The organism is Paenibacillus sp. H1-7, from assembly GCF_022354825.1.
GTDB lineage: Bacteria > Bacillota > Bacilli > Paenibacillales > NBRC-103111 > Paenibacillus_S.
Map to the genome: position 1 here is coordinate 7,939,844 of NZ_CP031168.1, position 23,825 is coordinate 7,963,668.

20 protein-coding genes and 1 pseudogene are annotated in these 23,825 nt (G+C 54.2%); 7 read left to right on the top strand and 14 right to left on the bottom strand.

Annotation, left to right across the window (positions count from 1 at the left end):
- Positions 1-71: 71 nt before the first annotated feature.
- Positions 72-1,055 (top strand): glycerophosphodiester phosphodiesterase family protein, encoded by a 984-nt coding sequence (locus DVH26_RS35060; protein ID WP_239630216.1) that lies wholly within the window; start codon positions 72-74, stop codon positions 1,053-1,055.
- A 250-nt stretch (positions 1,056-1,305) separates the two neighbouring features.
- On the top strand, positions 1,306-2,244 hold the full coding sequence (locus DVH26_RS35065; RefSeq protein WP_239630217.1) for a DMT family transporter: 939 nt from the start codon (positions 1,306-1,308) through the stop codon (positions 2,242-2,244).
- Positions 2,245-2,605: 361 nt separating this feature from the next.
- Here DVH26_RS35065 and DVH26_RS35070 read toward each other — a convergent pair whose 3' ends face one another.
- From DVH26_RS35070 to DVH26_RS35090, 5 genes are all read right to left on the bottom strand, one after another.
- Positions 2,606-3,193, bottom strand: a complete 588-nt coding sequence (locus tag DVH26_RS35070; RefSeq protein WP_239635594.1) for an LOG family protein — start codon at positions 3,191-3,193, stop codon at positions 2,606-2,608.
- Between the two features lie 264 nt (positions 3,194-3,457).
- Positions 3,458-3,955, bottom strand: a complete 498-nt coding sequence (locus DVH26_RS35075) for a DinB family protein (protein WP_239630218.1) — start codon at positions 3,953-3,955, stop codon at positions 3,458-3,460.
- Positions 3,956-4,077: 122 nt separating this feature from the next.
- Entirely contained in the window at positions 4,078-5,115 is a 1,038-nt protein-coding gene (locus DVH26_RS35080; RefSeq protein WP_239630219.1) for a TRAP transporter substrate-binding protein, read from the bottom strand.
- 54 nt (positions 5,116-5,169) lie between these two features.
- Positions 5,170-6,468, bottom strand: coding sequence for a TRAP transporter large permease (locus DVH26_RS35085; protein WP_239630220.1), 1,299 nt, complete (start codon positions 6,466-6,468; stop codon positions 5,170-5,172).
- The gene (locus tag DVH26_RS35090; protein ID WP_239630221.1) at positions 6,469-6,969 is read right to left on the bottom strand and encodes a TRAP transporter small permease; all 501 of its coding nucleotides are present in this window, start codon (positions 6,967-6,969) and stop codon (positions 6,469-6,471) included.
- Between the two features lie 232 nt (positions 6,970-7,201).
- On the opposite strand from DVH26_RS35090, the gene DVH26_RS35095 reads away from it, so the two are divergent.
- Positions 7,202-8,158 carry an SPL family radical SAM protein gene (locus DVH26_RS35095; RefSeq protein WP_239630222.1) on the top strand — a complete coding sequence of 319 codons (957 nt, stop codon included), beginning with the start codon at positions 7,202-7,204 and terminating at the stop codon, positions 8,156-8,158.
- 240 nt (positions 8,159-8,398) lie between these two features.
- On the opposite strand, the gene DVH26_RS35100 is transcribed toward DVH26_RS35095, so the two are convergent.
- Together DVH26_RS35100 and tdh are read right to left on the bottom strand one after the other, a co-directional pair.
- Positions 8,399-9,574 carry a glycine C-acetyltransferase gene (locus tag DVH26_RS35100; protein WP_239630223.1) on the bottom strand — a complete coding sequence of 392 codons (1,176 nt, stop codon included), beginning with the start codon at positions 9,572-9,574 and terminating at the stop codon, positions 8,399-8,401.
- A complete protein-coding gene (gene tdh, locus DVH26_RS35105; RefSeq protein ID WP_239630224.1) occupies positions 9,549-10,658 on the bottom strand; it encodes an L-threonine 3-dehydrogenase in 1,110 nt (369 codons plus the stop codon). Before tdh ends, DVH26_RS35100 begins: the two co-directional genes overlap by 26 nt.
- Positions 10,659-10,885: 227 nt before the next feature.
- Here tdh and DVH26_RS35110 point away from each other — a divergent pair, with 227 nt between their 5' ends.
- A complete protein-coding gene (locus DVH26_RS35110) occupies positions 10,886-11,449 on the top strand; it encodes a helix-turn-helix domain-containing protein (RefSeq protein WP_239630225.1) in 564 nt (187 codons plus the stop codon).
- A gap of 115 nt (positions 11,450-11,564) precedes the next feature.
- On the opposite strand, the gene DVH26_RS35115 is transcribed toward DVH26_RS35110, so the two are convergent.
- Genes DVH26_RS35115 through DVH26_RS35130 form a run of 4 tightly spaced genes read right to left on the bottom strand, consistent with a single transcriptional unit; the run spans position 11,565 to position 16,000 of the window.
- Positions 11,565-12,749, bottom strand: coding sequence for a Gfo/Idh/MocA family protein (locus DVH26_RS35115; protein WP_239630226.1), 1,185 nt, complete (start codon positions 12,747-12,749; stop codon positions 11,565-11,567).
- 24 nt (positions 12,750-12,773) lie between these two features.
- Positions 12,774-14,171 carry an enolase C-terminal domain-like protein gene (locus tag DVH26_RS35120; protein WP_239630227.1) on the bottom strand — a complete coding sequence of 466 codons (1,398 nt, stop codon included), beginning with the start codon at positions 14,169-14,171 and terminating at the stop codon, positions 12,774-12,776.
- Positions 14,168-15,019, bottom strand: coding sequence for a sugar phosphate isomerase/epimerase family protein (locus DVH26_RS35125; protein WP_239630228.1), 852 nt, complete (start codon positions 15,017-15,019; stop codon positions 14,168-14,170). Before DVH26_RS35125 ends, DVH26_RS35120 begins: the two co-directional genes overlap by 4 nt.
- A gap of 18 nt (positions 15,020-15,037) precedes the next feature.
- On the bottom strand, positions 15,038-16,000 hold the full coding sequence (locus DVH26_RS35130; protein WP_239630229.1) for a hydroxyacid dehydrogenase: 963 nt from the start codon (positions 15,998-16,000) through the stop codon (positions 15,038-15,040).
- A 173-nt stretch (positions 16,001-16,173) separates the two neighbouring features.
- On the opposite strand from DVH26_RS35130, the gene DVH26_RS35135 reads away from it, so the two are divergent.
- Entirely contained in the window at positions 16,174-16,926 is a 753-nt protein-coding gene (locus DVH26_RS35135) for a helix-turn-helix transcriptional regulator (protein WP_239630230.1), read from the top strand.
- 77 nt (positions 16,927-17,003) lie between these two features.
- On the opposite strand, the gene DVH26_RS35140 is transcribed toward DVH26_RS35135, so the two are convergent.
- Both DVH26_RS35140 and DVH26_RS35145 read right to left on the bottom strand, forming a co-directional pair.
- The gene (locus tag DVH26_RS35140) at positions 17,004-18,359 is read right to left on the bottom strand and encodes a dicarboxylate/amino acid:cation symporter (protein ID WP_239630231.1); all 1,356 of its coding nucleotides are present in this window, start codon (positions 18,357-18,359) and stop codon (positions 17,004-17,006) included.
- A 404-nt stretch (positions 18,360-18,763) separates the two neighbouring features.
- Complete coding sequence (locus DVH26_RS35145; RefSeq protein ID WP_239630232.1) at positions 18,764-19,630, bottom strand: helix-turn-helix transcriptional regulator; 867 nt, start codon at positions 19,628-19,630, stop codon at positions 18,764-18,766.
- A 141-nt stretch (positions 19,631-19,771) separates the two neighbouring features.
- On the opposite strand from DVH26_RS35145, the gene fabF reads away from it, so the two are divergent.
- Both fabF and DVH26_RS35155 read left to right on the top strand, forming a co-directional pair.
- Positions 19,772-21,010, top strand: a complete 1,239-nt coding sequence (gene fabF / locus DVH26_RS35150) for a beta-ketoacyl-ACP synthase II (protein WP_239630233.1) — start codon at positions 19,772-19,774, stop codon at positions 21,008-21,010.
- A gap of 391 nt (positions 21,011-21,401) precedes the next feature.
- Entirely contained in the window at positions 21,402-22,964 is a 1,563-nt protein-coding gene (locus DVH26_RS35155; protein ID WP_239630234.1) for an MDR family MFS transporter, read from the top strand.
- 83 nt (positions 22,965-23,047) lie between these two features.
- Here the strand turns inward: DVH26_RS35155 and DVH26_RS35160 are convergent.
- Positions 23,048-23,808: pseudogene (locus DVH26_RS35160) on the bottom strand (sulfite exporter TauE/SafE family protein).
- Between the last annotated feature and the right edge of the window lie 17 nt (positions 23,809-23,825).

A 23,825-nucleotide genomic window follows, 5' to 3' on the forward strand; every position in this document is an offset into this window, starting at 1 on the left:
TTGGGTATGCTTGATCTCGTTCCCCATCCCGTTTTCGGGACGCTGACGCATTTTTCACATCCGTTGGAGGCATGATCATGAACCTATTGAAGCGAAAACGACTATGGCTGGCGCTCCTGCTGCTTGCTATTGTGTACATAACGAACAGCTCCCTGCTTGCCAAGCCCCGAGACGAAGCCCCGCTGCTGCTGGCTCACCGCGGGCTCGCCCAAACGTTTCATATGGAGGGTATTACCGACGAAACCTGCACCGCTGAACGTATATACGAGCCAGAGCACCCTTACCTCGAAAATACACTGGCTTCCATGGACGCCGCCTTCCGGGAAGGAGCCGACATCGTGGAATTTGACGTGCAGCCTACCAAAGACCGTAATTTTGTCGTCTTCCATGACTGGACACTGGATTGCCGCACGAACGGCAAAGGCGTAACAAGGGAGCATACAACGGCGGAGCTGAAGGTGCTCGACATCGGCTACGGCTATACGGCGGACGGCGGGGCGACGTACCCGTTTCGCGGCAAAGGCATCGGCATGATGCCGACGTTGGACGAAGTGATGAGTACTTTTCCGGACCGGCAATTCCTCATTCACGTCAAAAGCAACGATCCCGCGGAAGGCGTCCAGCTTGCCGAATATTTGCAGGCGCTGCCTGCGCAAAGGCTGGAGCAGCTGACCGTATACGGCGGCGACGAGCCGATTGCGGCGCTGAGCAAGCAAATGCCTCAGCTGCGGACGATGTCCAAGGCTTCGCTGATCAAGTTCGTGCTCACCTACACCGCCGTCGGATGGACCGGCTATGTCCCCGCTTCGATCGGCCATACCCAGGTGCATATCCCGGAAAAGATCGCTCCTTGGCTGTGGGGCTGGCCTACACGGTTTATCAACCGCATGGAGGACGCCGATACGAGGGTCATTCTGGTCGGCGGAGACGGAAGAGAAGCTTCCAGCGGCTTCGATACTCCGGAGGATGCAGCGCAGCGGATTCCGCACAGCTATACCGGGGGGATCTGGACCAACCGAATCGATCTCGTAGCGCCGATGTATTTGAACCGGTAATGCTGCACCAGGCCGTATACCCCGCCCCGCACGCGGAGAGCGGCTTTTTTCATTGCCCAACACTCCGTTCCCCTAACACTAACAAATGGTGGAACCCGCCGATTTACGATTTCCCTCTAGGGCAATCTGTGCTTTAATAAGAGTAGGACGCAGGCCTTCGTTTGAGAAGAACGCCCTGCTTTTTTTGTGTTGGATTTTATAAAGAAATCATACCGGCACACACTTCATTCAGGATAGGAGCTAACATGCTGTGGGAACCGCCAATAACAAATGGATGTATGTCATCCTGGCCCTAGTCGTAGCTTCTTGGGGTCTTAATATCGTGATGGTCAAATATTTGACCGAGACAACGCCGCCCTTTCTCGTGGCTGCCGTACGGATGCCTCTGGCCGGTCTTGCCCTGCTTCCGTTCGCGCTGCGCAAATACGGCTGGTATAAACCGACGCCGAAGCAATGGCTCCTGCTCACGCTCATCGGTCTTACCTCCATTTTCTTTCATCAATTGTTCCTCGCTTCAGGAGTCGTTACGACCACGGCGACTAACGCTTCGCTGATTCTCGGGCTGAATCCGCTCACTACCGCCCTTCTAGCTGCCCTGTTCATAGGCGAAAAGATGACTTTCCGGCTGTTCGCGGGCATTTTAGCCGGCTTCTCGGGCGTAGTTATGGTCGTTCTGTCCAGCTCGGGAGAGGCGTCTATCGAAATGTCCGGCTGGGGGGACCTGATCATGGTGCTGTCAATGCTCGGCTATGTCGTCGGCGGCCTTTTGATCAAAGCGATATCGTCCACCGGCATTCCCACCCTCGTCACTACCGCATACTCGACCTTGATCGGGGGCGTGATGCTGAATATCGGCTCGTTTGCAACCTATGGGCCGTCGGCGTACTCGCAGGTTCATTTTACGGCTATGGGTTGGGTGGTCATGCTGCTGTCGGCATGGCTCGCTTCCTCGCTCGGTACCTTAGGCTGGAACCACGGCATCAAGCTGCTCGGCGCCAACAAGACCGCCATGTTCATCAACGGGATGCCGTTCGCCAGCATGGTCGGAGCGGTCCTATTCCTCGATGAGCACGTGCAATGGATCCATCTGCTTGCCTTTGTGCTGACTACTGCGGGTATCGTTATCGGAACGTACCATCCTAAACCGAAAGCAAAGGCGCCATCTCAGGCACAAACGGTCAACCACTAAGGCGACGGCTTCGTTCAATGTGGGAGCTCCGAAAAAAAAAGAAGAACCGTCTGCGAGGACGGTTCTTTGCTTGTTTACTTTTATGGATTTTTTCGCAAAACTCCAGAACGGCCCGTTTGATGAGCAGGGTTGCATTCGTTTCGGACCGTAGATCCGTTATTCCGCCAAAGATGGAACTATTCCCATGGTGATCGGACTACAGATCCTTTATTGCACTAAAATACACTGTTTTCGCACGAAAAAATAGCAAATAGCGGATTCTATGTCCGATCGTACTGCAAAAGAAGCCTATTTCCAAGGAATAGCGGATTCAGTGTCCGATAAACCGCCAGCGCTATTTTCCCAAAACAAAGGGTGAAGCTTACCCTTTGTTAGCGAGCTCGACCCACTTTTGCCCTTGCTCGATCGGAACATAATTAAGCAATCCTTCGACCAGCCGCTCCGGGTCCGATTCTACTACGAGCAGGCCCAAGTTCTCCTCCCGCATGAATCCTTCGCGGACGGTATGCTTCAGCATATCGATCAGCGGATTGTAAAATCCGCGGACATTCAACAACCCGATCGGCTTCTTATGAATGCCGATTTGCGACCAGCAGGCCGCCTCGAACAGCTCTTCGTACGTGCCCAAGCCGCCCGGAAGTGATATGAACGCGTCGGACAAGCTGGCCATGAGAGCCTTACGCTCATGCATCGTTTCCACTTCGTGAAACTCCGTCAGACCGGTATGTGCCAGCTCTCTGCGGAACAGTCCTCTCGGCATTACGCCAATGGCTTGGCCTCCCGCCGACAACACTTTATCGGCTACGCGGCCCATCAGCCCTACACTCGCTCCCCCATACACCAAGTCCATGCCGTGCGTGACAAGAGCGTCCCCCAGTCGGTTTGCCGCCTGCTCATACTCGGCATGATTGCCGGGATTCGACCCGGAAAATACGCAAATACGTTTGATCTCGTTCATATTCTACCTCCTTAATACTTAATACAGTATAAGATGTTTAGGACTCGATTGCATTATGAACTTGATTCATCGTCGTTCCTTCATAGTCGAGTTATCCTCTGATGTCAACTACAGGCTCTGCGATCTGCGCAGACTGCAGACTAGACTCATCCCGGACAGCCGAAAAAAGCGCACATTCCCCTGAGTAAAAAAGGAACGTACGCTTTTCATAGCCATTCAATCCTCTAAAAACGGCTTCACCGCACAAAAGCTTGCTTATACTGGAGCCGGCACGCCGATTGCCGCCCACTCTTCTTTCGTCGGCCCATAGACCCCGGACATCTTCACCCAGGCTTGGCGCATTAATACAGTCAGCTGACCCCGGTGATGGATTTCGTGCTTCACGAACAAATCCAGCGTCTTGCCATTTTTCCATTGCTCACCGAAGATGGTTGAAGTCTCCTGCAGCTTTTCGTCCGTCCATTGGGCTTCCACGGCTTCCAAGAGAGATTCGGAGGCGAAGCGGTAAGCTTCGGCTATAGCTGCAGCAGAAACGGGAGGCTCAATGGATTCTTCCGGAGCGTCGTAACGGAGTCCCGTCGGCTTCAAAATGCCCCCGTTAGGTACCAAATGCCAAGCAAGATGGCCGATCGTCCGGTAGCCCGGAGCTACCTCCTGTTTGAGTGATTCATCCGTCAAGGCCTCCAGTAGTCTGTGCGTCGCCGCAGCTTCGTTGCGGTATTCTTCTACAAAGTTTTGAATCGATACGTACATAATCGTCGCCTCCATAAAGTGGATATATTTTATTTTAATGTGTGCTCACATGCTTCATGCTTATACTATAGCCCCGAAACACTGACAGCTGTATGTCACACTTTGGGAGGCGGAAAAAATATTTACTTTTTCCTCGCCGCATCGATTTGCTCCAGCACCTCTTTATATTCCGTCCGGTACTTGTCGATCACCGGCTTGACCGCGTCCTGCCAAGGCTTGACGTCCTTGACCTCCGTAATGGTGACGCCGGCAGCGCGCACCTTGGTTTCCGCTTCCTTCTCGTATTTGTCCCACGATTCCCGCTGCGTCTTGACCGAATCGATCGCTGCCTGCTTTACGATTTTGCGGTCCTCCTCGGACAGCTTGTTCCAGGCCGACTGGCTGATCAGCAGCACCTCGGGAACCCGCTGGTGTCCGTCCAAGATCATATGCTTCGCCACCTCGTAATGGTTCGAGGATTGGTAGCTCGGGAAGTTGTTCTCCGCCGCGTCGATAACGCCGGTCTGCAAGGAGCTGAACACTTCGCCGTACGCCATCGGCGTCGCATTCGCTCCGAGCGCCGACATCAGGTCGATGTTGATTTTGTTCTGGATGACGCGAACCTTTTGCCCCTTCAGCTCCGCCAAATTCGTCACCGGCTTGCGCGAGTAGAAGTGCCGCGCTCCCGAGCTGTAGTACGCGAGGCCCTTCATCTTCGAGCTCTCCAGGCTGTCCAGCAGCTTGTTGCCGTTATCGCTCTCCAGAAACTTCCATAGATGCTGGTCGCTGTCGAATACGTAAGGAAGGCTAAACACGCCGAAGTTCTTGTTGAATTCGGCCAGCGGCCCGCTGCTGACGCGGGTGAACTCGATGGCTCCGAGCTGCACCTGCTCGATGACCGCCTTCTCCTCTCCAAGCTGCGACGAGGGGAACACGTCGATTTTGATGCGCCCGTTCGTCCGTTCATTGACCAGATCGGCGAATTTCTTGTCTCCGACGACCGTCGGGTAATCCGGAGGGTGCGTGTCCGCCAAGCGGAACGTGTACTTTTTGCCTTCGGCTTTGTTGCCGCCGCCCGCCGCCGCTCCCTGAGCCGGCTCCTTCGTGCTGCAGCCCGCAATAACGGCTCCCGCGATAGAAAGTATGGAAATGACGTTCCATGTTTTCATCCATGATTTCATCGTACGATTCCCCTTTTATTATTCATTTTATAAAGCCCGGCTGAGCAGAGCGCCTTAATGCTTCATCATATTGGGCAGCCACATGACCAGATCCGGTATGTACGTTAGCAGCAGCAGCACGAGACACATGACATAGAAGAAGGGCATCATCGCTTTCGTGCCTTGGCTGATCGATATTTTGCCTATGGCGCAGCCGACGAACAGAACCGTTCCGACCGGCGGAGTCAGCAGGCCGATGCCCAGATTCAGCATCATGATGATGCCGAAGTGGACCGGATCCATCCCTAGATGAGTGACGACCGGGAGCAGGATCGGCGTCATGATCAAGATGAGAGGGGCCATATCCATAGGCGCTCCGAGCAGCAGAAGCACGATATTGATGATAAGCAAAATAATAATCGGGTTGTCGGACACGGCCAGCATCGCGTCGGTCACCATACCCGGTATTTTCAAGTAAGCGAGCAGCCAGCTGAAGGCGTCGGATGCGGCGATCAGGAACAGCACCATCGAGACGGTGCGGAACGTTTTTTTCAATATGAGTCCCATCCGGCGAAGCGGAATATCCCGATAAATAAAGAAGGTCAAAATAAATGCATACAAGCAGGCGAGAGCCCCTGATTCCGTCGCCGTGAACCAGCCGCTGAAGATGCCGCCGAGAATAATAGCCGCGGTCAAGAGCGACATCAGGCCGTCCAGCACAATCTTCGGGATGTCCTTGCGCTCTACCGGATCGCCCTTGGCATAGCCGCGCTTGATAGCATATACGTAGCTTGTCGCCATCAACGATACGCATAGGATCAGTCCAGGGACGATGCCCGCGAGAAACAGGCTCGCTATCGACACGCCTCCCCCCGCAGCCAGCGAATACAGCACCAGATTGTGACTCGGCGGCACAACGACGCCTTGAATGGCGGAGGATACGGTCACACCGACCGCATAGTCGGTATCGTAGCCTTTTTTCTTCATCATGGGAATCATGACCGAGCCGATCGAGGATACGTCCGCAACGGCCGAACCGGAAATGTTGCCGAAGAACATGCACGCAACCGAGTTCACCATCGCCAAGCCGCCGCGAATGCCGCCTACGATCAGCTGCGCCAGGTTGACGAGCCGCAATGCCAGCTTGCCTTCGCTCATAATATGGCCGGCCAGGATGAAGAACGGGATCGTTAGAAGCGAATAGGAGCTGATCCCTTGGATCATCCGCTGTCCTACGACAGCGAGCGGAATGTCCAGATAAATGACCGTCAGCAGCGTAGACAGCACCAGCGTCAAGGAAATCGGAAACCGCAGCAGCATGAGCAGGACGAAGCTTGCCGTTAGGATCCAAATGGCCACCGTCATCTCTTCCATTTAAGCGTCTCCCTCCTCGTTGCCCCGATGTCTTCGTGTATCGATCCCGATAAACTGCAGCAGGGAGTAAACGCACACCAGCACGCCTGTGATAGGCATGACGGCGTAAATGACGCTGTTCGGCAGCTTCGTTGCCGCAAGAGTGCTTTCATTCATCAATATCGTAAACTCGGTGCCGGATACGACCAAATAGATGCCGAAGGCAAAAATACTCGCATAAATGAGTTTATCGAGAACCCGATTCCACGATGACGGAAATTTGCTTGTCAGCGTATCGATAGCCAAATGCAAATGCTCCCGAAACCCGAAGGCAATGCCCAAAAAAGAAAACCATACTAACAGCAGCAGCGTCACCTCCTCCGACCAGAACAGTACAAAATGAAACAGCTTCCGCGTCATCACCTGGGTTGTCACAATAAGAATCATGGCGAGCAGCGCCGTCAACGAAAACATTTCAAAAAAGCTGTCCACCCATAATGCCGCCCGTTTGATTGTTTTCAATCTCCATCCTCCCCTCTGATTTCGCCCCTCGTGTAAGCACTTACAATTCAAGCGACAAATTCATTGTAATGAAGGACGGCGCGAAAGGGTACGCCACTCGTTTTAGAATGTTTTGTAATTTTTTTAGATGTTTACCGATTTCCAAATGGTTCCATAGCTTGAAATCCGGTCGCAGCTTTGGTACGATCAGTATGCGAACATACATTCCTATTAAAAGAAACGGATGATGGCTATGAAAAAGCCCGTCAAAATACAATATGAGCCGATGCAGGCCAAAACGATTCTAAACCCGGTCAAGGCTCCATCCATGCCGTTCGACTGGTCGATCAATCCTTATCGCGGCTGCCAGCACGGCTGCAGCTTCTGCTATGCCCGCTCCACGCATTCCTTCCTTGGCGTGGAGGCGGACGATACGTTTCAGCGCCATATTTTCTTGAAGCAATCGGCTCCGGACATTTTGCGGGAGCAGCTTCGCAAGCGGATGCGCAGCAGGAAAGCGGCCGAGCTGGGTCAAATCGCCATCGGCACCGCTACCGATCCTTACCAGCAGATCGAAGCGAAGGCGCTGCTGACGCGAGGCTGTCTGGAGGTATTGGCCGAATTCCAGGCTCCCGTCACAATTACGACGCGATCGCCCCTTATTTTGCGCGATCTGGATCTATTGAAGATGCTGAAGCACGTCTCCGTCAACATCAGTGTGAGCACGTTAAATAACACCGTATGGAAACAGTTCGAGCCTTCCACGCCATCTCCTGCACAGCGGCTTCGCACCGTCCGGGAGTTGAACGAAGCAGGCATACCGACCGGCATTTTCGCCGCTCCGATTCTCCCCCATATAACGGATGGCGAAGCCGATTTATCCGAGCTGATCCAGGCGGCTGCAGACGCCGGCTCCCGGTTCGTTATGCCTTCTTATCTCCGGCTGAGCACGCGAGAGGTGAAGGTGTGGTTTTTCCAAACATTGCGGCAGCACTATCCGCAGCTGGCAGGAGTCTATGCCGACATGTACCATGCTTCGTCCTCTACGCCCGCTCATTACAAGGCCCCCAAGATGAAGCTGATCGATCAATTGCTTCAGAAGCATTCTACGCTGCAGCGCTCCTATCACCCGGCGGATGCTGCACAAAAAGAACCGGCCCGGACGATCTCCATCGAGACCTCCGAACCGGTTCAGTTGACGCTGTTTTAGAGTTTGTCCTCGTTGTTGAGAAACCCATGACACTAAAAAACTGCAGGGTAACCCGGTGGGGTACCTCCCTCCGGCCGCTGTTGTTTTCGGGAATAACTTAATTATCTCTTTCCAGCGGTAATTTCCCAAAAACAAAGGCGGTCGCTCGCGCTCCTCCGGGAGATACCCCACCTAACCCCTTAAGCATTTTCTGATTACACGCATTATGACAAGCTAAGCCACACAAGAAGTGAGGCTCTGCTACAGCATTCCGAGCTTCTGCCCGGCCCGCTTCAGCGCATCCAAAGCAAAGTCCAGATCCTGCCGTGTATGTCCCGCCGTAACGATGAAGCGGACACGGCCTTTGTCCATAGCTACCGTCGGATAGACGATGCCTTGAGCGAATACGCCCTCCTCCAGCAGCAGATCGGAGAACTGCATCGTCTTCGCCGGGTCTCCGACAATGACAGGGATGATCGGCGTTTCGCTCGCGCCGGTATCAAAGCCGAGCGACTGGACGCCGGAGCGGAAATAGTCCGCATTGGCCCACAGCCGGCCGATCAGCTGGTCGCTCTTTTGCAGAACGCGGATCGCCGCCAAGCAGGAGGCAGCTACCGCCGGAGTCTGCGAGGTGCTGAACAAGAACGGACGCGCCTTGTGAATCAAGTAGTCCTTCAGCACCTGCTCCCCCGCGACGTAGCCTCCGACGACACCGACCGCCTTGGACAGCGTGCCGACTTGCATATGGACGCGGCCGTTCAAGCCGAAATGGTCGGTGCTGCCTTTGCCGTTTTTCCCCAGAACACCGCTCGCATGGGCATCGTCAACATAGACGAAAGCGTCGTAGGCCTCGGCCAGCTCTACAATAGCAGGCAGCGGGGCAATGTCACCGTCCATGCTGAACACGCCGTCCGTAACGACAACGCGCTTCTGGAACCCGGCGCTTTGTTTCAACGCCGCTTCCAGCTGATCCATATCCTTATGCGCATAAATTTTCCGGCTCGCCTTGGTCAAGCGGATCCCGTCGATAATGCTGGCATGGTTCAGCTCGTCGCTGATGACTACATCGTCGGGACCGAGCAGTGAAGCAAGCACACCCTGATTGGTCGTGAAGCCGGACTGAAATACGAGCGCCGCCTCCGTTCCTTTGAAAGCAGCCAGCTCCCGCTCCAATTCATCGTGAATGCGGAGAGTTCCGGTAATCGTGCGCACGGAGCCGCTTCCTGCGCCATATTCCCGGATAGCCTGCTCGGCGGCCTCCTTCAGCTCCGGATGCTCGGTCAGTCCCAAGTAGTTGTTGGACGACATCTGCAATACCCGCCGCCCGTTCAGCGTCATCCAAGTGCCGGAGCTGCTGTCCCATACGGTCAGCGGGCGATACCGCCCCTCCTTCTTCAGTTGCTCCAGTTCATCATGCAGTGACTGCCAGTTGGCCATGGCTCGTTTCTCCTTTCTCTTTATCGTCCTCGATCACGTTCTCTTCGTGGGTAAATACGATTTTGCCGCACTGGCCGGAAGCCATAAGACCGAACGCCTCCTCATAGCGGTGCAGCGGAAACCGGTGGGTGATGAGCGGAGTCAGATCGATGCGGTTCTGCTCCAGCAGCCCTTTTACTTGATACCAGGTCTGGTACATGCGCCGGCCCGTAATACCATCGATATGCAGCCCTTTGAAAATAATGTGGGACGACAGATCGAGCGACACCTCACGCGTCGGGATACCGAGCAGCGATACGCGCGCAGCGGGTGCGGCCGCCTCGAAGCCTTGCCGGATCGCCTCCGGATGGCCGGACATTTCGAGGATCACCTCCGCTCCCTCGCCTCCGGTATAATCCCGAATTGCCTCGGACAAGATCACGTGCCGGCTGTCGATCGTATGGTCGGCGCCCATCCGCCGGGCCAGATCCAGGCGGTAAGGGTTTACATCAACCGCGATGACGGCCCCGGCTCCGCAAGCCTTCGCCACTGCAATGGCCATCAATCCGATAGGGCCGGAACCGATCACGGCAACGGACTTGCCGACAATATCCCCCGACATCACGGTCTGCACGGCATTGCCGAGCGGGTCCTGCAGACAAGCCAGCTCGAACGGCAGCTCCGGCCGGTTGTGAATAACGTTGGATGCCTTAAGAACGGCATATTCGGCGAAGCAGCCGGGAGCTGTAATCCCGAAGCTGCGCGTGTTTGGACAAACATGAGCGTTCCCTGTCCGGCACGCTTTGCATACGCCGCAAACGATATGCCCCTCTCCGGATACCCGGTCCCCCGGCTTCACGTGTACGACCTCCGATCCGACCGCCTCGACAATACCGGCGAACTCGTGACCGAAGACGTTCGGGGTGACTACTGTCCGCGCCGCCCAATCATCCCATTGGTAAATATGAACGTCCGTTCCGCATATGGATGTCGCTTTCACCTTCACCAATACTTCGTCGGGTCCATAGACAGGTACGGGCACCTCCTTCAACACCGCTCCCGGCCCCCGGGCTTCCTTCACCAAACCGACCATCGTCTTCTCCATGCCGTCCATCCTCCTTTTTACAAAACGCTCATCATAACGCACATTTGTACACGATATAGCACATATATGTTATTATATTATACATATGTACAAGATAATGTACAGACATTCGCCCGGATTATTGAAAAATATTTTTATCCTCCGCAGCCATCGGCTGAGCGGATTGTACGTTTCCCGCATCCTTCGTATATAATGAAAACTAAATCATTGGTTAGGAGCATAACCGCATGGAACACGATCAAATCCATAAAAAAATCGGCCGCAATCTCCAGGCCATCCGCAAGGCAAGGTCACTCAGCCTGGATCAAGTCGCCGAGCTGACAGGCGTCAGCAAAGCCATGATCGGCCAGATCGAGCGCGGCGATTCCAATCCGACCATCTCGATCCTGTGGAAAATCGTCAACGGTCTCCACATTTCGTTCACCACCCTTATTGAGGAGGAGACACCGAGGGTAACCCACATCCGATTTGACGAGCTGGAGCCGTTCTGGGAGGAAGATGGACAGTACCGCGCGTATCCGCTCATCCCTTTCGACCAGAATAAACAATTCGAGGTGTACACGGTCGAGATGGATACTGGATGCGCTCACGAATCCGAGCCCCATAACGAAGGGGTCGAAGAATATATTTTGATGTCCCAGGGCGAGCTTGAGCTTGCGTTCCAACAGGAGACGTACCGGCTGCAGGCGGGCGACGCCGTCCATTTTACAGCCGACAAGCCCCATACGTACAAGAACCTGTCGGACGGCAAGACGGTATATCACACGATCATTTTTTACCCGAAAAATTAAATGCCGTCCCGAAAAGCCCCCTTCAGGACTTCGGACTCACCTGCTTAAGCTCGCAAAAAAAAGACGCTCCCTTCCCACTTGTAACGTGGTATTGGAAGCGTCTTTTGTTATTAGCTTACCGGAATGAATCCTTCACATCCACGGTTACGTGGTCATGGTTAGCCTCCGGCTTGCGGTACGTTGAATTCGCAATAAGCTTCTGCAGCTCGCGATCGTATTCGTTGCCGTCGAACGGCAAGCGCACTTTGCTTTCACGCAGGGACGATAGCACCATGCCGTTGATGAGCATGAGCGAGTTCAGCCCTTCCGCTGCGGGCACCATCGGCCGCCGCTTGTCGATAATCGCTTGCACGAAGTCATTCAAAATATGCTCATGGCCGGGCCCGGTAACATCAGCCCACGAAATCTCCGCTACGTCATGCTTAACCATACCGAAAGCCTGCTTGGCATGCTGGATATATTCGAGCGCGGACTCCTTGTTATGGTAAAGTGTCACTTTTTTATGCTCGTATACCAGCTTGCCGTATTCTCCTACGATTTCCAGCCGGTCCGTGCCTGGAGCTTCCGAGGTCGAAGCAATGAAGCTTCCCATCAAGCCGCCGTTGTACTCGAGCATGGCGTGTACCTCGTCCTCGACCTCGATATCGTGGTACTTCCCGAAGGCAGCAGTCGATGTGATAGCCTGCGGGAGGCCGAACAGCCACCACATCATATCGAGGTTGTGCGCGCACTGATTTAGCAGAACGCCGCCGCCCTCCCCTTTCCATGTGCCGCGCCAATTGCCTACGTTGAAGTACGCCTGCGGGCGGAACCAGTTCGTAGTAATCCAGGAGAACCGCATCAATCTCCCGAGCTTGCCGTCTTGTACCTGCTGCCGGATATACTGCCATTGAGGCAGCGTGCGCTGCTGATAAATGGCGGCGAACACCAGATCGGGCGCGAGCTTCTTCTGCTCTTCATAGACGGCATTCATACGCTCCGCATCGTTGACATGAGCAGCCACCGGCTTCTCCACGAGCACATGAATGTTCCGGCGCAGCGCCTCTACCGTCACCGTCGTATGCTGATAATGGGGCGTTGCTACGATCACTGCATCCAGATTGCCGGCATCCAGCATAGCGATATAATCCGTGAACCCTTGTACTCCATATTCGGCGGCAAGCTTCTTAACTTTTTCTTCCTTTTGGCTCCATATCGAGACCACCTGACAATGCTCCATGCGGGATAACTGTTCGAAATAAAGCTTCCCCATATTGCCCATCCCAATAATCCCGACATTCACCTTACCGTTTGCTCCCATAGATTACACCGCCTTTCCGCTTTTCTAGTAAGCTGCAGTGGGTTCCGGGAGAGGCCTTGCGATTTCATCGACCCGATAGCCGAATCCGTAACCGGACAGGCTGCCGAGCCGCACCTTGCCTTCTTGTCTCCGATACAATCCCGGATGAATGACAGCTTCATAATGAGAAGCCTCAGGGTAAAATTGCATCCCGTTCGTTTCCACTCCCATAATTGTACCTGCATGATACGCCAACAGCAAATGAGGAATTTGCGCAAGCATCGGATTCGTTAAATCCTGAACCATCAGCGTCATGCCATGCGCCTTGGCCCAGCATAAGCTAAGCAATGCTCCCGTCTGCGTCTTGCACGTCTTGAGCGCCACGCCGGTCCACCCGAGCTCGCGCCCCAGCTTCACCAGCTCCCAGTCGTGCGCGCTTTCGTCCATGAACAGCGGTTTTCTGGCGCTGACACTGCGGACGTCGAGCTGATGCTCCTCCAGCTCATAGGGGAAGGGCTGCTCGATATACAAGATCGCTTTATAAATTTCCGGATGCTCATGCATTAACCGGTCCAAAATTTCGTTCACGTAATCGCAATCGGTGACCTGGCAATTAAAATCCGCCGTCAGCCATACGACCTGTCCCGCCAACGCTATATCGCCGACCTGAACGAGTCTAGTATAATCCCAGGCCGCATCGTTGCCTGTCAGCTTGACCTTCAGGCATTTCAAGCCGTCCCGCTCGATCCAATCCTCTAGCGTATAAGGATACCCGTCATCCTTCTCCTCACCTGTCAATTCATGCCGGTACAGCAAATCTTTGCCGCCGACCAAATGCCAGGCTACCAGCTCGTTTTGAGCAGGGATGCTGAAAAAGTCTTGCGGGTACAAGCCTTCGAAGCTTACGGACGACCCCGCTGCAGGCTCCAAATAGGCCGACAAATCGTCGTTCATATAGTTGCCGTTGTAAGTCTCGTAAATGTTAACCCGATTCGTGTGCCCATAAGCATCATGAAGCGCAATGTCAAAGAGGGAGAAGCAGACGAGCGCCGCCAAATACGGCACAGGCTCAGACAGGCCGGAGATGGCGTTAAAGGAATCGACCACTCGGGACAGCCGCTCCTTCTGATACCGCGAACCTAGCTCGAACGGATGGCCTTGCTCCTTCCATTGGGACAAATCATCGGCGATGAGCCGGCATATCGCCTTCAGCGCATGCTCGCGTACTTCATAGCCAAGGGAACTCGGCCATACCCACTGCACGCTTAAAGGAGTCTCCCCCCAGCCTTCGCCGCGCTCGCCGCGCCGATTTTCCGTCTGGATGCGCACTCTTGCGCAGGTTACCGTAGTGAGCACCTCGGCTCCGAATTTCAAAGGAACACGGGTTTGCACAGGCAGCTCATACAGCTGCAGTCCGGTAATCGCTATATCGTACGGCTTCACGCTGTCCCCTCCCCCGTCTCTTGCATCGCTTTCTTAATGTAGGCCACCTCTTCCTGCAGTGCAGGGATGAGGAGATCCAGGTTATTGCTATGGTAAAACGGCTGGAAGTTGAGCACGCCTTGAAACTTCGCTTCGTGCAGCGTCTTCGCAATGACATGCCAATTCGTCACACCGTCCTGGCAGGGCGTCCATTGCTTGCTCCAGCCTTTGTTCGGAGCCGCTTTGTCCTCGGAATTGAACACGTACCGGGCATCCTTCATTCCCATTCCGGCCAAATTGGCCCCTAGTGTAGAGATCGCCCTTTTCCAATTATCGGTCCCTTCATGGAACTGGTTGCCCGGGTCCAGCATGATGCCGACATGCTCTGCAGGCAATCCATCGACTAGTGTTAAAGCGGCATATGCATGGTGAATGAGCATCCGTTCGCCATGGTGAACCTGGTAAACCGCCTTCAGGTTGTACTTGGCGCACAGCTCCGCCATTTGCTGCATCGAGGCGCGCGCTTGCTCCATCTGGGCGAATAACGGTTCACGCTCATCATACGAGAAGTATGACATACGGAAGCCGCGGATGCCGATATCGGACATCACCTTCAAAGGTGTATCGTCTTGAGCAAGCATTTCGGGCGAAAACCCCGTCGTCGCGAACTCCACCTTCATATGATTGCGCTGCATCGCCTGCACGAACGCCGGCGCTTCTTCAGCAAATCGCTCCGGAGTAACCCAATACCCGTCGCGCACAACCAAATCGACCGCATCGAAGCCGCTGGCCTGGGCCACCTCAGCCAGCCGATGCACATCCAAGCTTTGGAAAAACTTCGGGAATAACGTGTACAGCATCGTATTCATCTATTTCCCCTCCAACGGCTATGCCAAGCGGTCCAGCATTTCCCAAGTGACGACCATTTTCGGCTTGGAGCCGTTCAAATAGGCTTTCACATCTTCAACGACTTGGTTACCGATATGGTAGCTTTGTCCTCCCGCCAAGTGGGAAGTATAAATGCAGTTAGGCAGGTTGCGGATCGGGTTGCTCATCTCTGCAGGTTCCGGATCGGACACGTCAAGAAACGCAAACAGGCGTCCTTTCTCCAGCTCGGCGATCAACGCCTTCTCATCGATGCAGCCTCCGCGGGAGGAATTGATAAATACGGCGTCGTCCTTCATCGCCTGGAATTCCTTCGCGCCCATCATGTGGCGGGTGCTGTCCGTCATCGGCGTGTGCATGGTGATAGCGTCGCATTCCTTACACAGCTCGAGTAGTGTATCAACCTTCGTTGCGCCGAGCTCCGCTGCGGCTTCATGCGTTAAATACGGATCATAGATCAGCACTCTCGGCCCGAACGGGCGTACCAGCTGCAGGAAATACCGTCCTACCTGGGAGGCGCCGATGATACCGACAGTCGCGGCAGCCAAATACAACTTATTAGGGACCGGTTGTCTGAATTCGGTCTGGTTCGATTGAGCATTTGGAATGATGCGGCGGAGGCCTATGATCATTTCGCCGAGCACCATTTCGGCAACGGTTCTTCCGATAGCAGGAGCGCAGGATGCGATCATCAGATCTCTGCCGTGCAGCTCGTCGGTGAAAAAGGCTTTGACCGATCCGGCGGCATGCTCCCACAGCTTGAGAGAAGGACATGCATCCAAGATCGTTTTCGAGGGCTTAGGCGTTCTCCACGAGCCGATCGACACTTCGCAATCTGTTAAAAATGCCGCCGCTTCGTCATCGTTGAATTGTGCTTCCGTCGGGTTCCAAGCTACTTGCGCCATCGATTCGAGCTCACTGCGGCTAGCTTCGGAAAATATAGCATTTTGCATACTTACAGGCATTAGGACTCCTATTTTAACCATGAATTACTCACGCCTCTCCGTCATTATTTTTACAAAGCAACTATAACACCCCGCCACGTGGGGACGAATGGCAAAATCGAAGCAATACTTGTCGTTTTGTGTGATCATTGGTATGGTATGGATATGACCATAAGATAGAAGGAGGCGCGGCGATGAACCCGAATCTGCTCATCTTGTTTAAAGGCGAACGACACGACTACGGGAAAGTGAACATGCACGCGCACAAGTTTTGGCAGCTGGAAATTGTCACGCGACATCATGTTGCTTATACGATGCTAAATGAAGAGCGCCAGCTCCTGAGCGCCGGAGATATGCTGTTGATCCCTCCCGGTCTGGAGCACGAGTTCGTTTACGAGCCTCCCGGAGCCGCATGGATTACGCTGAAGTTCGAGCGCAGTCCAGCCGATTGCTTACAGAGGGAAGTCACCCTGCGAAAATCGCTGTTTACCGAAAAGTTCACGGCGTCGCTCCTCGCTATGGTTACAGGCACTATTTTGCGGCCCTATGAAAAAAGGTTCGTAGAGGGGATGCTCGAAGCTTTATTTATGTATCTCGAATCGGAAGAGGCGGACCAGACGGAGGATGCCCCTAGCCAGCTGATACGGACCGTTACGGATATGGTGCGAGAACGGAACGGCAAGCCTATCAGTGTGGATGAGATTGCACAGGAGTTGTCTTACACGCGAAGCCATATATCGAAGCTGTTCCGGCAGCTGACCGGGGAGAGCTTGAAGTCGTTCATCGACCGGATCCGGCTGGATAAAGCGAAGGAAATGCTAAGGTACAGCGAGTTCAATATTTCTTATATCACGGAGGAATTGGGGTTTAAGGATATTTTTACGTTTTCGCGGTTTTTCAAGCGGATGACGGGAGCGAATCCGAGGCAATACCGTTCCGGGAAATAAAAAGCCGGCAAATGCAAAAAAACAGCGATACAAGAATGGCTTCTTGCAGCGCTGTTTTCTTTTGTTCAATCTGAAGCTTATACCGCGTTCAATTCCATTTGATCCTCTTCGTCGCGGTTGAACGATTCACGGTCGAACTCGCCTTCCGAGTTTGCGACAAGCAAGGAGCAGACGGTAGTTCCTGTTGCATTCACCGCTGTACGACCCATATCCACCACGGCATCGATGGCAAGAACAAGACCCAAGCCTTCGACCGGCAAGCCAAGAGCCGTCAATACAACCGTTGTCGAGATAGCGGCAGGTCCAGGTACCCCTGCAACACCGATCGAGGAAATCATGCTTACGATAACGATCAAAATATATTCGGAAATACCCATTGGCACGTTATATACGCGAGCTACGAAAATCGCTACGATGGCCGGCCATACGCCGCCGCACCCGTTCATGTTCATCGTTGCGCCAAGAGGAGCTACGAAGCTGGCGATACGCGGAGATACGCGCAATCGTTTGGTAATAACCTCAAGGTTAACCGGCAGCGTTACATAGCTGCTGCGTGTTGTAAAAGCAACGGCGATAGTCGGATATGCTTTGCGGAAAAACTTGATCGGATTGACTTTCGCCACGAAGGTGACCAATCCGCCGAACGTAATAATGAAGTGCAGCAGCAAAGCTACATAAGTCGCAATAATAACTTTCACGAGCGGAGCCAACGTTTCCAAACCGTATTTGGCAGCCATAGCACCGATCAGGGCATATACACCGTATGGAGTCAAACGGATAATGTATTTCGTTACTTGGTGCATAATTTGAGCAAACGATTCAACGAAGTTCTTGACAGGCTGAACCACTTCAGGCTTCTTCGATCCGACCTGTACCATAGCGATACCCACGAAAATTGCAAACAGCAGAACAGGTACGACTTTGCCTGCAGCCATATCGCTGATAGGGTTCGAAGGAACAAGATCCAAAATAACTTGCGAGAAAGTCGGGATTTCACGAGGCTTGAATGTCTTAGGAACCTCTTGTGCGATACCTGCTCCCGGGTCAAACGCCAAAGCCACCAGCAAACCGATCAATGCGGCAATCCCTGTCGTAATGAAGAACAAGGAAATCGTTTTGACACCGATCTTGCGCAAATGGCCAAGACTGGAGATCGAGGTGATACTGTTAATGACAAGAACTACGACCAGCGGCATAACAAGCATCTTGACCAGGTTGACGTAAATCGTACCGATCGTGCTGACGCTTACTGCACTAATCTTATAAGTATTGAAGAAAATTCCGGCTACAAGCCCGAGACCCAGAGCGAGAAGGACGCGTGTGCCGAAGCCTACCCGTTTCTTAGCCAAGAAGAATAATAAACCGATAATTACTAAAGAAATAAGCAAGCTTATCCAGTTAGTCTGAAAAGCTACAATCAAGTTGTTATTCAAGCTACCCATCCCCTTTATACCCTACTTATTTAGTAGGATTTATGCGCTACAAGAATAATACTGCCATCACTGAAAGCTGTCAAGAATATTTTTTGAGCGAAAAGACATGCATTTTTAAGGAAAATAGGCACTTTTGAACCATATTCTACCCAAATCTCTTCATCCTATTATCATTGTTACGTCGATACAGCGATTTAAGAACTTAGGGTACAAAGTTTCCTAAGCAACGTTAATTCATGCCCAAAGGGACTATCGCATCAAGGCGGCGTGAAGTGTCTGGCGGTGAGGAGGGAAGGGGGAGGGGCAGCTTCATTGCCGTGTGCGGCTTCTGCCCCAATATGATTGCGGACAATAGAAATCGGTATGTTACGTTATATTACACAATTAAGATGACGCGACCGTGCTCAATCTGCCGGCGACACGGACGGCGGAGCCTTGCGCTCCATAAGCCGATTGATCTTCGCCTCCGTAGACGAATCGGGGACCGGCGTGTAGACGCTGCACCGCAGATCCGATTCTCCCTGCACCTGCAGCGATGTCAGGTGAAACAGCATTTTGCCCGCCTTGGCATGGCGGAATTCGATCAGTACCTCCGGCGCGGAGCTTACCCTGCTTTGCTCCCATAAAGGCTGGAAATCCGGATGATGCTCCCTCATTTCCCCAAGAAATTGCTCGTACCACTCGTCTTCGACATATTGACCATAGTACGCGCGGAATATGGAAAGAAAGCCGCTGACGAAATGCTCCCAGTTGACCGCCAGGCTGCGGAATTCTTTGCGGGTGAACAGCAGGCGGATCATATTCCGCTGCTCGTGCGGCAGCTGCTCGAAGTCGAGAAACACATGGGAGGCCGCCTGATTCCAGCCGACGATGTGGCATCTCCGGTCTGAGATAATCGTCGGGCAATTCCGCAGCTCCTGCAGGATCGTCCGTAAAGACGGGCTGATTTCCGGCTGCTCCTCTTTCAGTACCGTCATTCCGGCTCCCGTCTCCAGAGCGAGGGAGAATAAATATTTGCGCTCGTCCGAGGTCAGCTTCAAAGCGGCGGCTACGCAGTCCAGCACCGAGGAGGATGCCCGGATATCTCTCCCCTGCTCGAGCCATGCGTACCAGGTCGGGCTCACTCCCGCGAGCTGGGCGACCTCCTCTCTGCGCAGGCCCGGCGTTCTTCTCCGTCCTCCAGCCGGGAGTCCGGCGGCCTCCGGGGACACCTTGGCCCGCTGCGCTTTCAAAAAAGCGGACAATGCCTGCAGTCTTGTCTGTTGATTCATGCTCATATCCCCTTATCTGCCTATATCATGGTACTGATTATACTATGATAAACACCAACTTGTAATAGGATATCCACTGTGCCATAATAATTTTTAGTACCAGGTCCTAAACATTTCTATTGGGAAGGAAGGGATTGTACGATGGAAAGAGCAGTGATTACCGGACTGGGGATCATCTCCCCTCTGGGCAATGATGTAGAACGGTTTTGGAGCGGTTTGGCAGGAGGGCAATCCGGCATTTCCCTCATCGATACGATAGATACGTCGGGCTATAAAGCGAAAATTGCGGGGCTCGTCCGCGATTTTGACGCCGATGCCCGCTTCGGCCGCAAGGAGGCGCGCCGGATGGACCGGTTTTGCCAATTCGCCTTGGCCGCGGCCGAGCAGGCGGTGGAAGACTCCGGACTCGTGATGGAGAACATCGACAAAGAGCGGATGGGAGTCTACGTCGGCTCCGGCATCGGGGGCATCCAGACCTTGCTGGAGCAGGACCGCGTGCTGAAGGAGCGCGGCCCGGACCGGGTCAGCCCCTTCCTCGTGCCGATGATGATATCGAACATGGCTGCAGCTATGATCAGCATGAAGTTCGGCGCAACCGGACCGACCTTGTCGCCGGTGACCGCCTGCTCCATCGGCAATACCGCCATCGGCGAAGCGATGCGGCTGATTCGTCTCGGCATCGCGGACGTCGTACTGGCCGGCGGCTCGGAAGCGGCGGTCACCGACATCTCGCTGGCGAGCTTCGGCAATGCCACCGCCCTGTCGACGCGCAATGAGGAGCCCGCGAGAGCGAGCCGCCCGTTTGACGCCGAGCGCGACGGGTTCGTTATGGCCGAGGGATCCGGCATTGTGGTGATCGAATCGCTGAGCCACGCGATGCGCCGCAATGCTAGGATCTATGCCGAGGTGATAGGATACGGGGCAAGCTCCGATGCTTACCACATCGTAGCAACCCATCCGGAAGGAGCCGGAGCTTACTTGGCAATGAAAGCGGCCCTCGCCGAAGCGGGCATCCAGCCCGAGGACGTAGATGTGATCAGCGCTCATGCGACAAGCACCGAGGCGGGCGACAAGTCGGAGACGCTCGCGATCAAGAAATTGTTCGGCGAGCTGGCCTGTCGCATTCCCGTTACGGCCAACAAGTCGATGACCGGCCACATGCTTGGCGCCGCCGGCGGCGCGGAAGCTATCGCCTTGGTGAAAAGCTTGCAGGAAGGCTTGATCCCTCCTACGATCAATCTCGAACATTCGGATCCAGTCTGCGATCTGGACTATGTGCCCAATCAAGCGCGGCGTGCCGATATGACGATAGGCATATCCAACTCGTTCGGCTTCGGGGGACACAATGCGGTTATCGTTCTTAGGAAATTTCAGGATTAAACCGGCTTCAGTCAGGAAACACTAGCTTTAGATAAGGCAGCCGCCGGTTAGGTATTCTCTTTCATGAACATCAGCAAGCCGACCCATGCATACCGGGTCGGCTTTTCTAACCATAATAGAATGTTTAACTTTCCGGGGGCATCGGATGTGAAATTTCTATTTGCGATAAAACCTACCTCTAAGCGCGGTCGCTCCTCTGTGAAAGGACCTCGATAGAGGTTTTTCTCATGTAAAGATGGTAATGAAAAAAGTTAATGATCCACAAACATCGCTGACATACAGCTGTCAGCGTTCCGCCTTTATAGTAAGAAGCGTAGAGAACAGGCAAATGACGCACCGTCCCTCACAGGCGGCGCGATCGTCTAATAATGAATACGAAAGGAAGTTGTTCATGAGCACACCGTCAAACAAAATCGGAATCGTAATCGGAGGGCTGCTGCTGGCTATCCTGATGGCCTCCATGGATAATACGATTACCGCAACCGCAATGGGCACCATTATCGGAGAGCTGGGAGGCCTCGACAAATTCGTCTGGGTTACCTCCGCCTATATGGTCGCAGAAATGGCAGGGATGCCGATCTTCGGCAAGCTGTCCGACATGTACGGCCGCAAGCGCTTTTTCATCTTCGGCATCCTCGTCTTTATGTTCGGCTCCGTTCTATGCGGAACGGCGACGTCGATCGAGCAGCTCAGCTTGTACCGCGCTGTGCAGGGGATCGGTGCGGGAGCCTTGATGCCGATTACCTTCACGATCATGTTCGATGCCGTCGCACCGGAGAACAGAGGCAAGCTCGGCGGATTGTTCGGCGCCGTCTTCGGCATGTCGAGCATCTTCGGCCCGCTGCTCGGCGCCTACATTACCGAGTACATCCATTGGGAATGGATCTTTTACATCAACCTGCCGCTCGGTTTGATCTCGTTCGCCATGATCGCGTTCTTTTACAAAGAGTCGCTGGAGCATTCCAAACAGAAGATCGACTGGTGGGGCGCGGGCTCACTCGTCTGCGCTATCGTCTGTTTGATTTTCGCCCTGGAGCTGGGCGGCAAGCAGTATGCATGGACTTCGCTGCAAATCGGCAGCTTGTTCGCCGGATTTCTCCTTTTTGCCCTACTGTTCCTGTTCGTGGAAAAACGCGCGGAGGAACCGATCATTTCCTTCGCAATGTTCCGCACCCGCTTATTTGCCACGAGCAATGTGCTGGCGATGCTGAGCGGAGCCGCTTTCATTACTGCCTCCGTCTACATCCCGATTTTTATTCAAGGCGTATTGGGCGGGTCTGCAACCAATTCGGGTTATGTACTGCTGCCGATGATGCTGGGAACGGTAGTCACGGCTACTGCCGGCGGAAGCCTGATGACACGCATACCTTACCGTTCGATCATGATCATGACACTCATTCTGCTTGTGGCGGGAATTGCCCTGATGACTACGTTAACGACCGGCTCCTCGCGATTTACTATCACAGTGTATATGATTATGATCGGTCTCGGAATCGGTGCCTCCTTCTCGGTGCTGAGCAACGCAGCCATCCATTCCTTCTCGATTAGACAGCGGGGAGCGGCCAACTCGACGCTTACCTTCCTGAGATCTCTTGGGATGACGCTTGGCATCACTATCTTCGGCATCATTCAAAGCCACACTTTGACAAAGCATTTGACCGAGTCGTTCGCCCAAGGCAGCCAGACAGCCGTGCCTCAAGGCATTGACTTCAAGGATCCGCATATGCTGCTGGATCCGGCTACGCGGGCTCATATCCCCGCTGAAGTACTGCGTGTCATTACGGAAGGACTCTCGTCCTCTATTGTAACCACCTTCGCCTGGGCGCTCATTCCCGCCGTGCTGGCGCTGGCGGCAGCTTTCCTGATGGGCAAAGATAAGCTGGATCCTGCCGCAGAGGCGAGGGAATTAGAGGAAGCTAAGGCCAAAGGAGAAGGCTACGTGCCTTCCCACTAAAACGATAAAGCCTGCGTATCCGATACCATTGTTCGGATTCGCAGGCTTTTTGGTCCGCTTGCGGACGGCTCTCAGGCCTGTAGCTAGATCAAGTCCAGCAGCTGCTTCCCTATGAGCAGCGCCGTGACGGCAATAAACAGAGGGCGCACATAAGCCGCGCCCTTGCGGATCGCGATCCGCGAGCCGAGCAGCGCGCCTCCGATCATGGCGATGCCCATCGGAATGCCGATGCTGTAATTAACGAGCCCGAGGTACATGAACGTTCCCAGACTCGCTATGTTGCTGGCGAAGTTCAATACCTTCGAATTGCCGGCCGCCTTGACGAAGTCGAAGCCCAGCAGCAAAAACGTAAACAGCAGAAACGAGCCGGTCCCGGCCCGAAGAAGCCGTCGTAGAAGCCCAGGCCGAGCGCAGCCGCGGCGGCCACCGCTTTGGACCCGGGCGACAGCTCGCTGTAAGTCGATTCGCGTCCCCACTGCTTTCGGACCAGCGTGTAGATCGTGACCGCAACGAGCATGACGACCACCATCGGCCGCAAAAACGACGATGGGATGAATTGAAGCGTTAAGGTTCCCGACACGGAACCGATAAGCGCCAGCGGGAACAAGTAGCGGACGAGTCCCAGCTCCACCTTGCCTGAGCGCATAAAGGCGATCATGCTGGTGCAGGAGCACATGGACGCAGCCAGCTTGTTGGTGCCAAGCGCGGCCGTCGGCGGCATGCCGGTCAACAGCAGAACGGGAACGGCGATAAGACCGCCGCCCCCGACAACCGCATCGACAAAGGCGGCCGCGAAGCCGCCGATCACAACCCACAAGAGCATCTGTACACCAAGCTCCTCCATTGCATACCTTCTTTCCT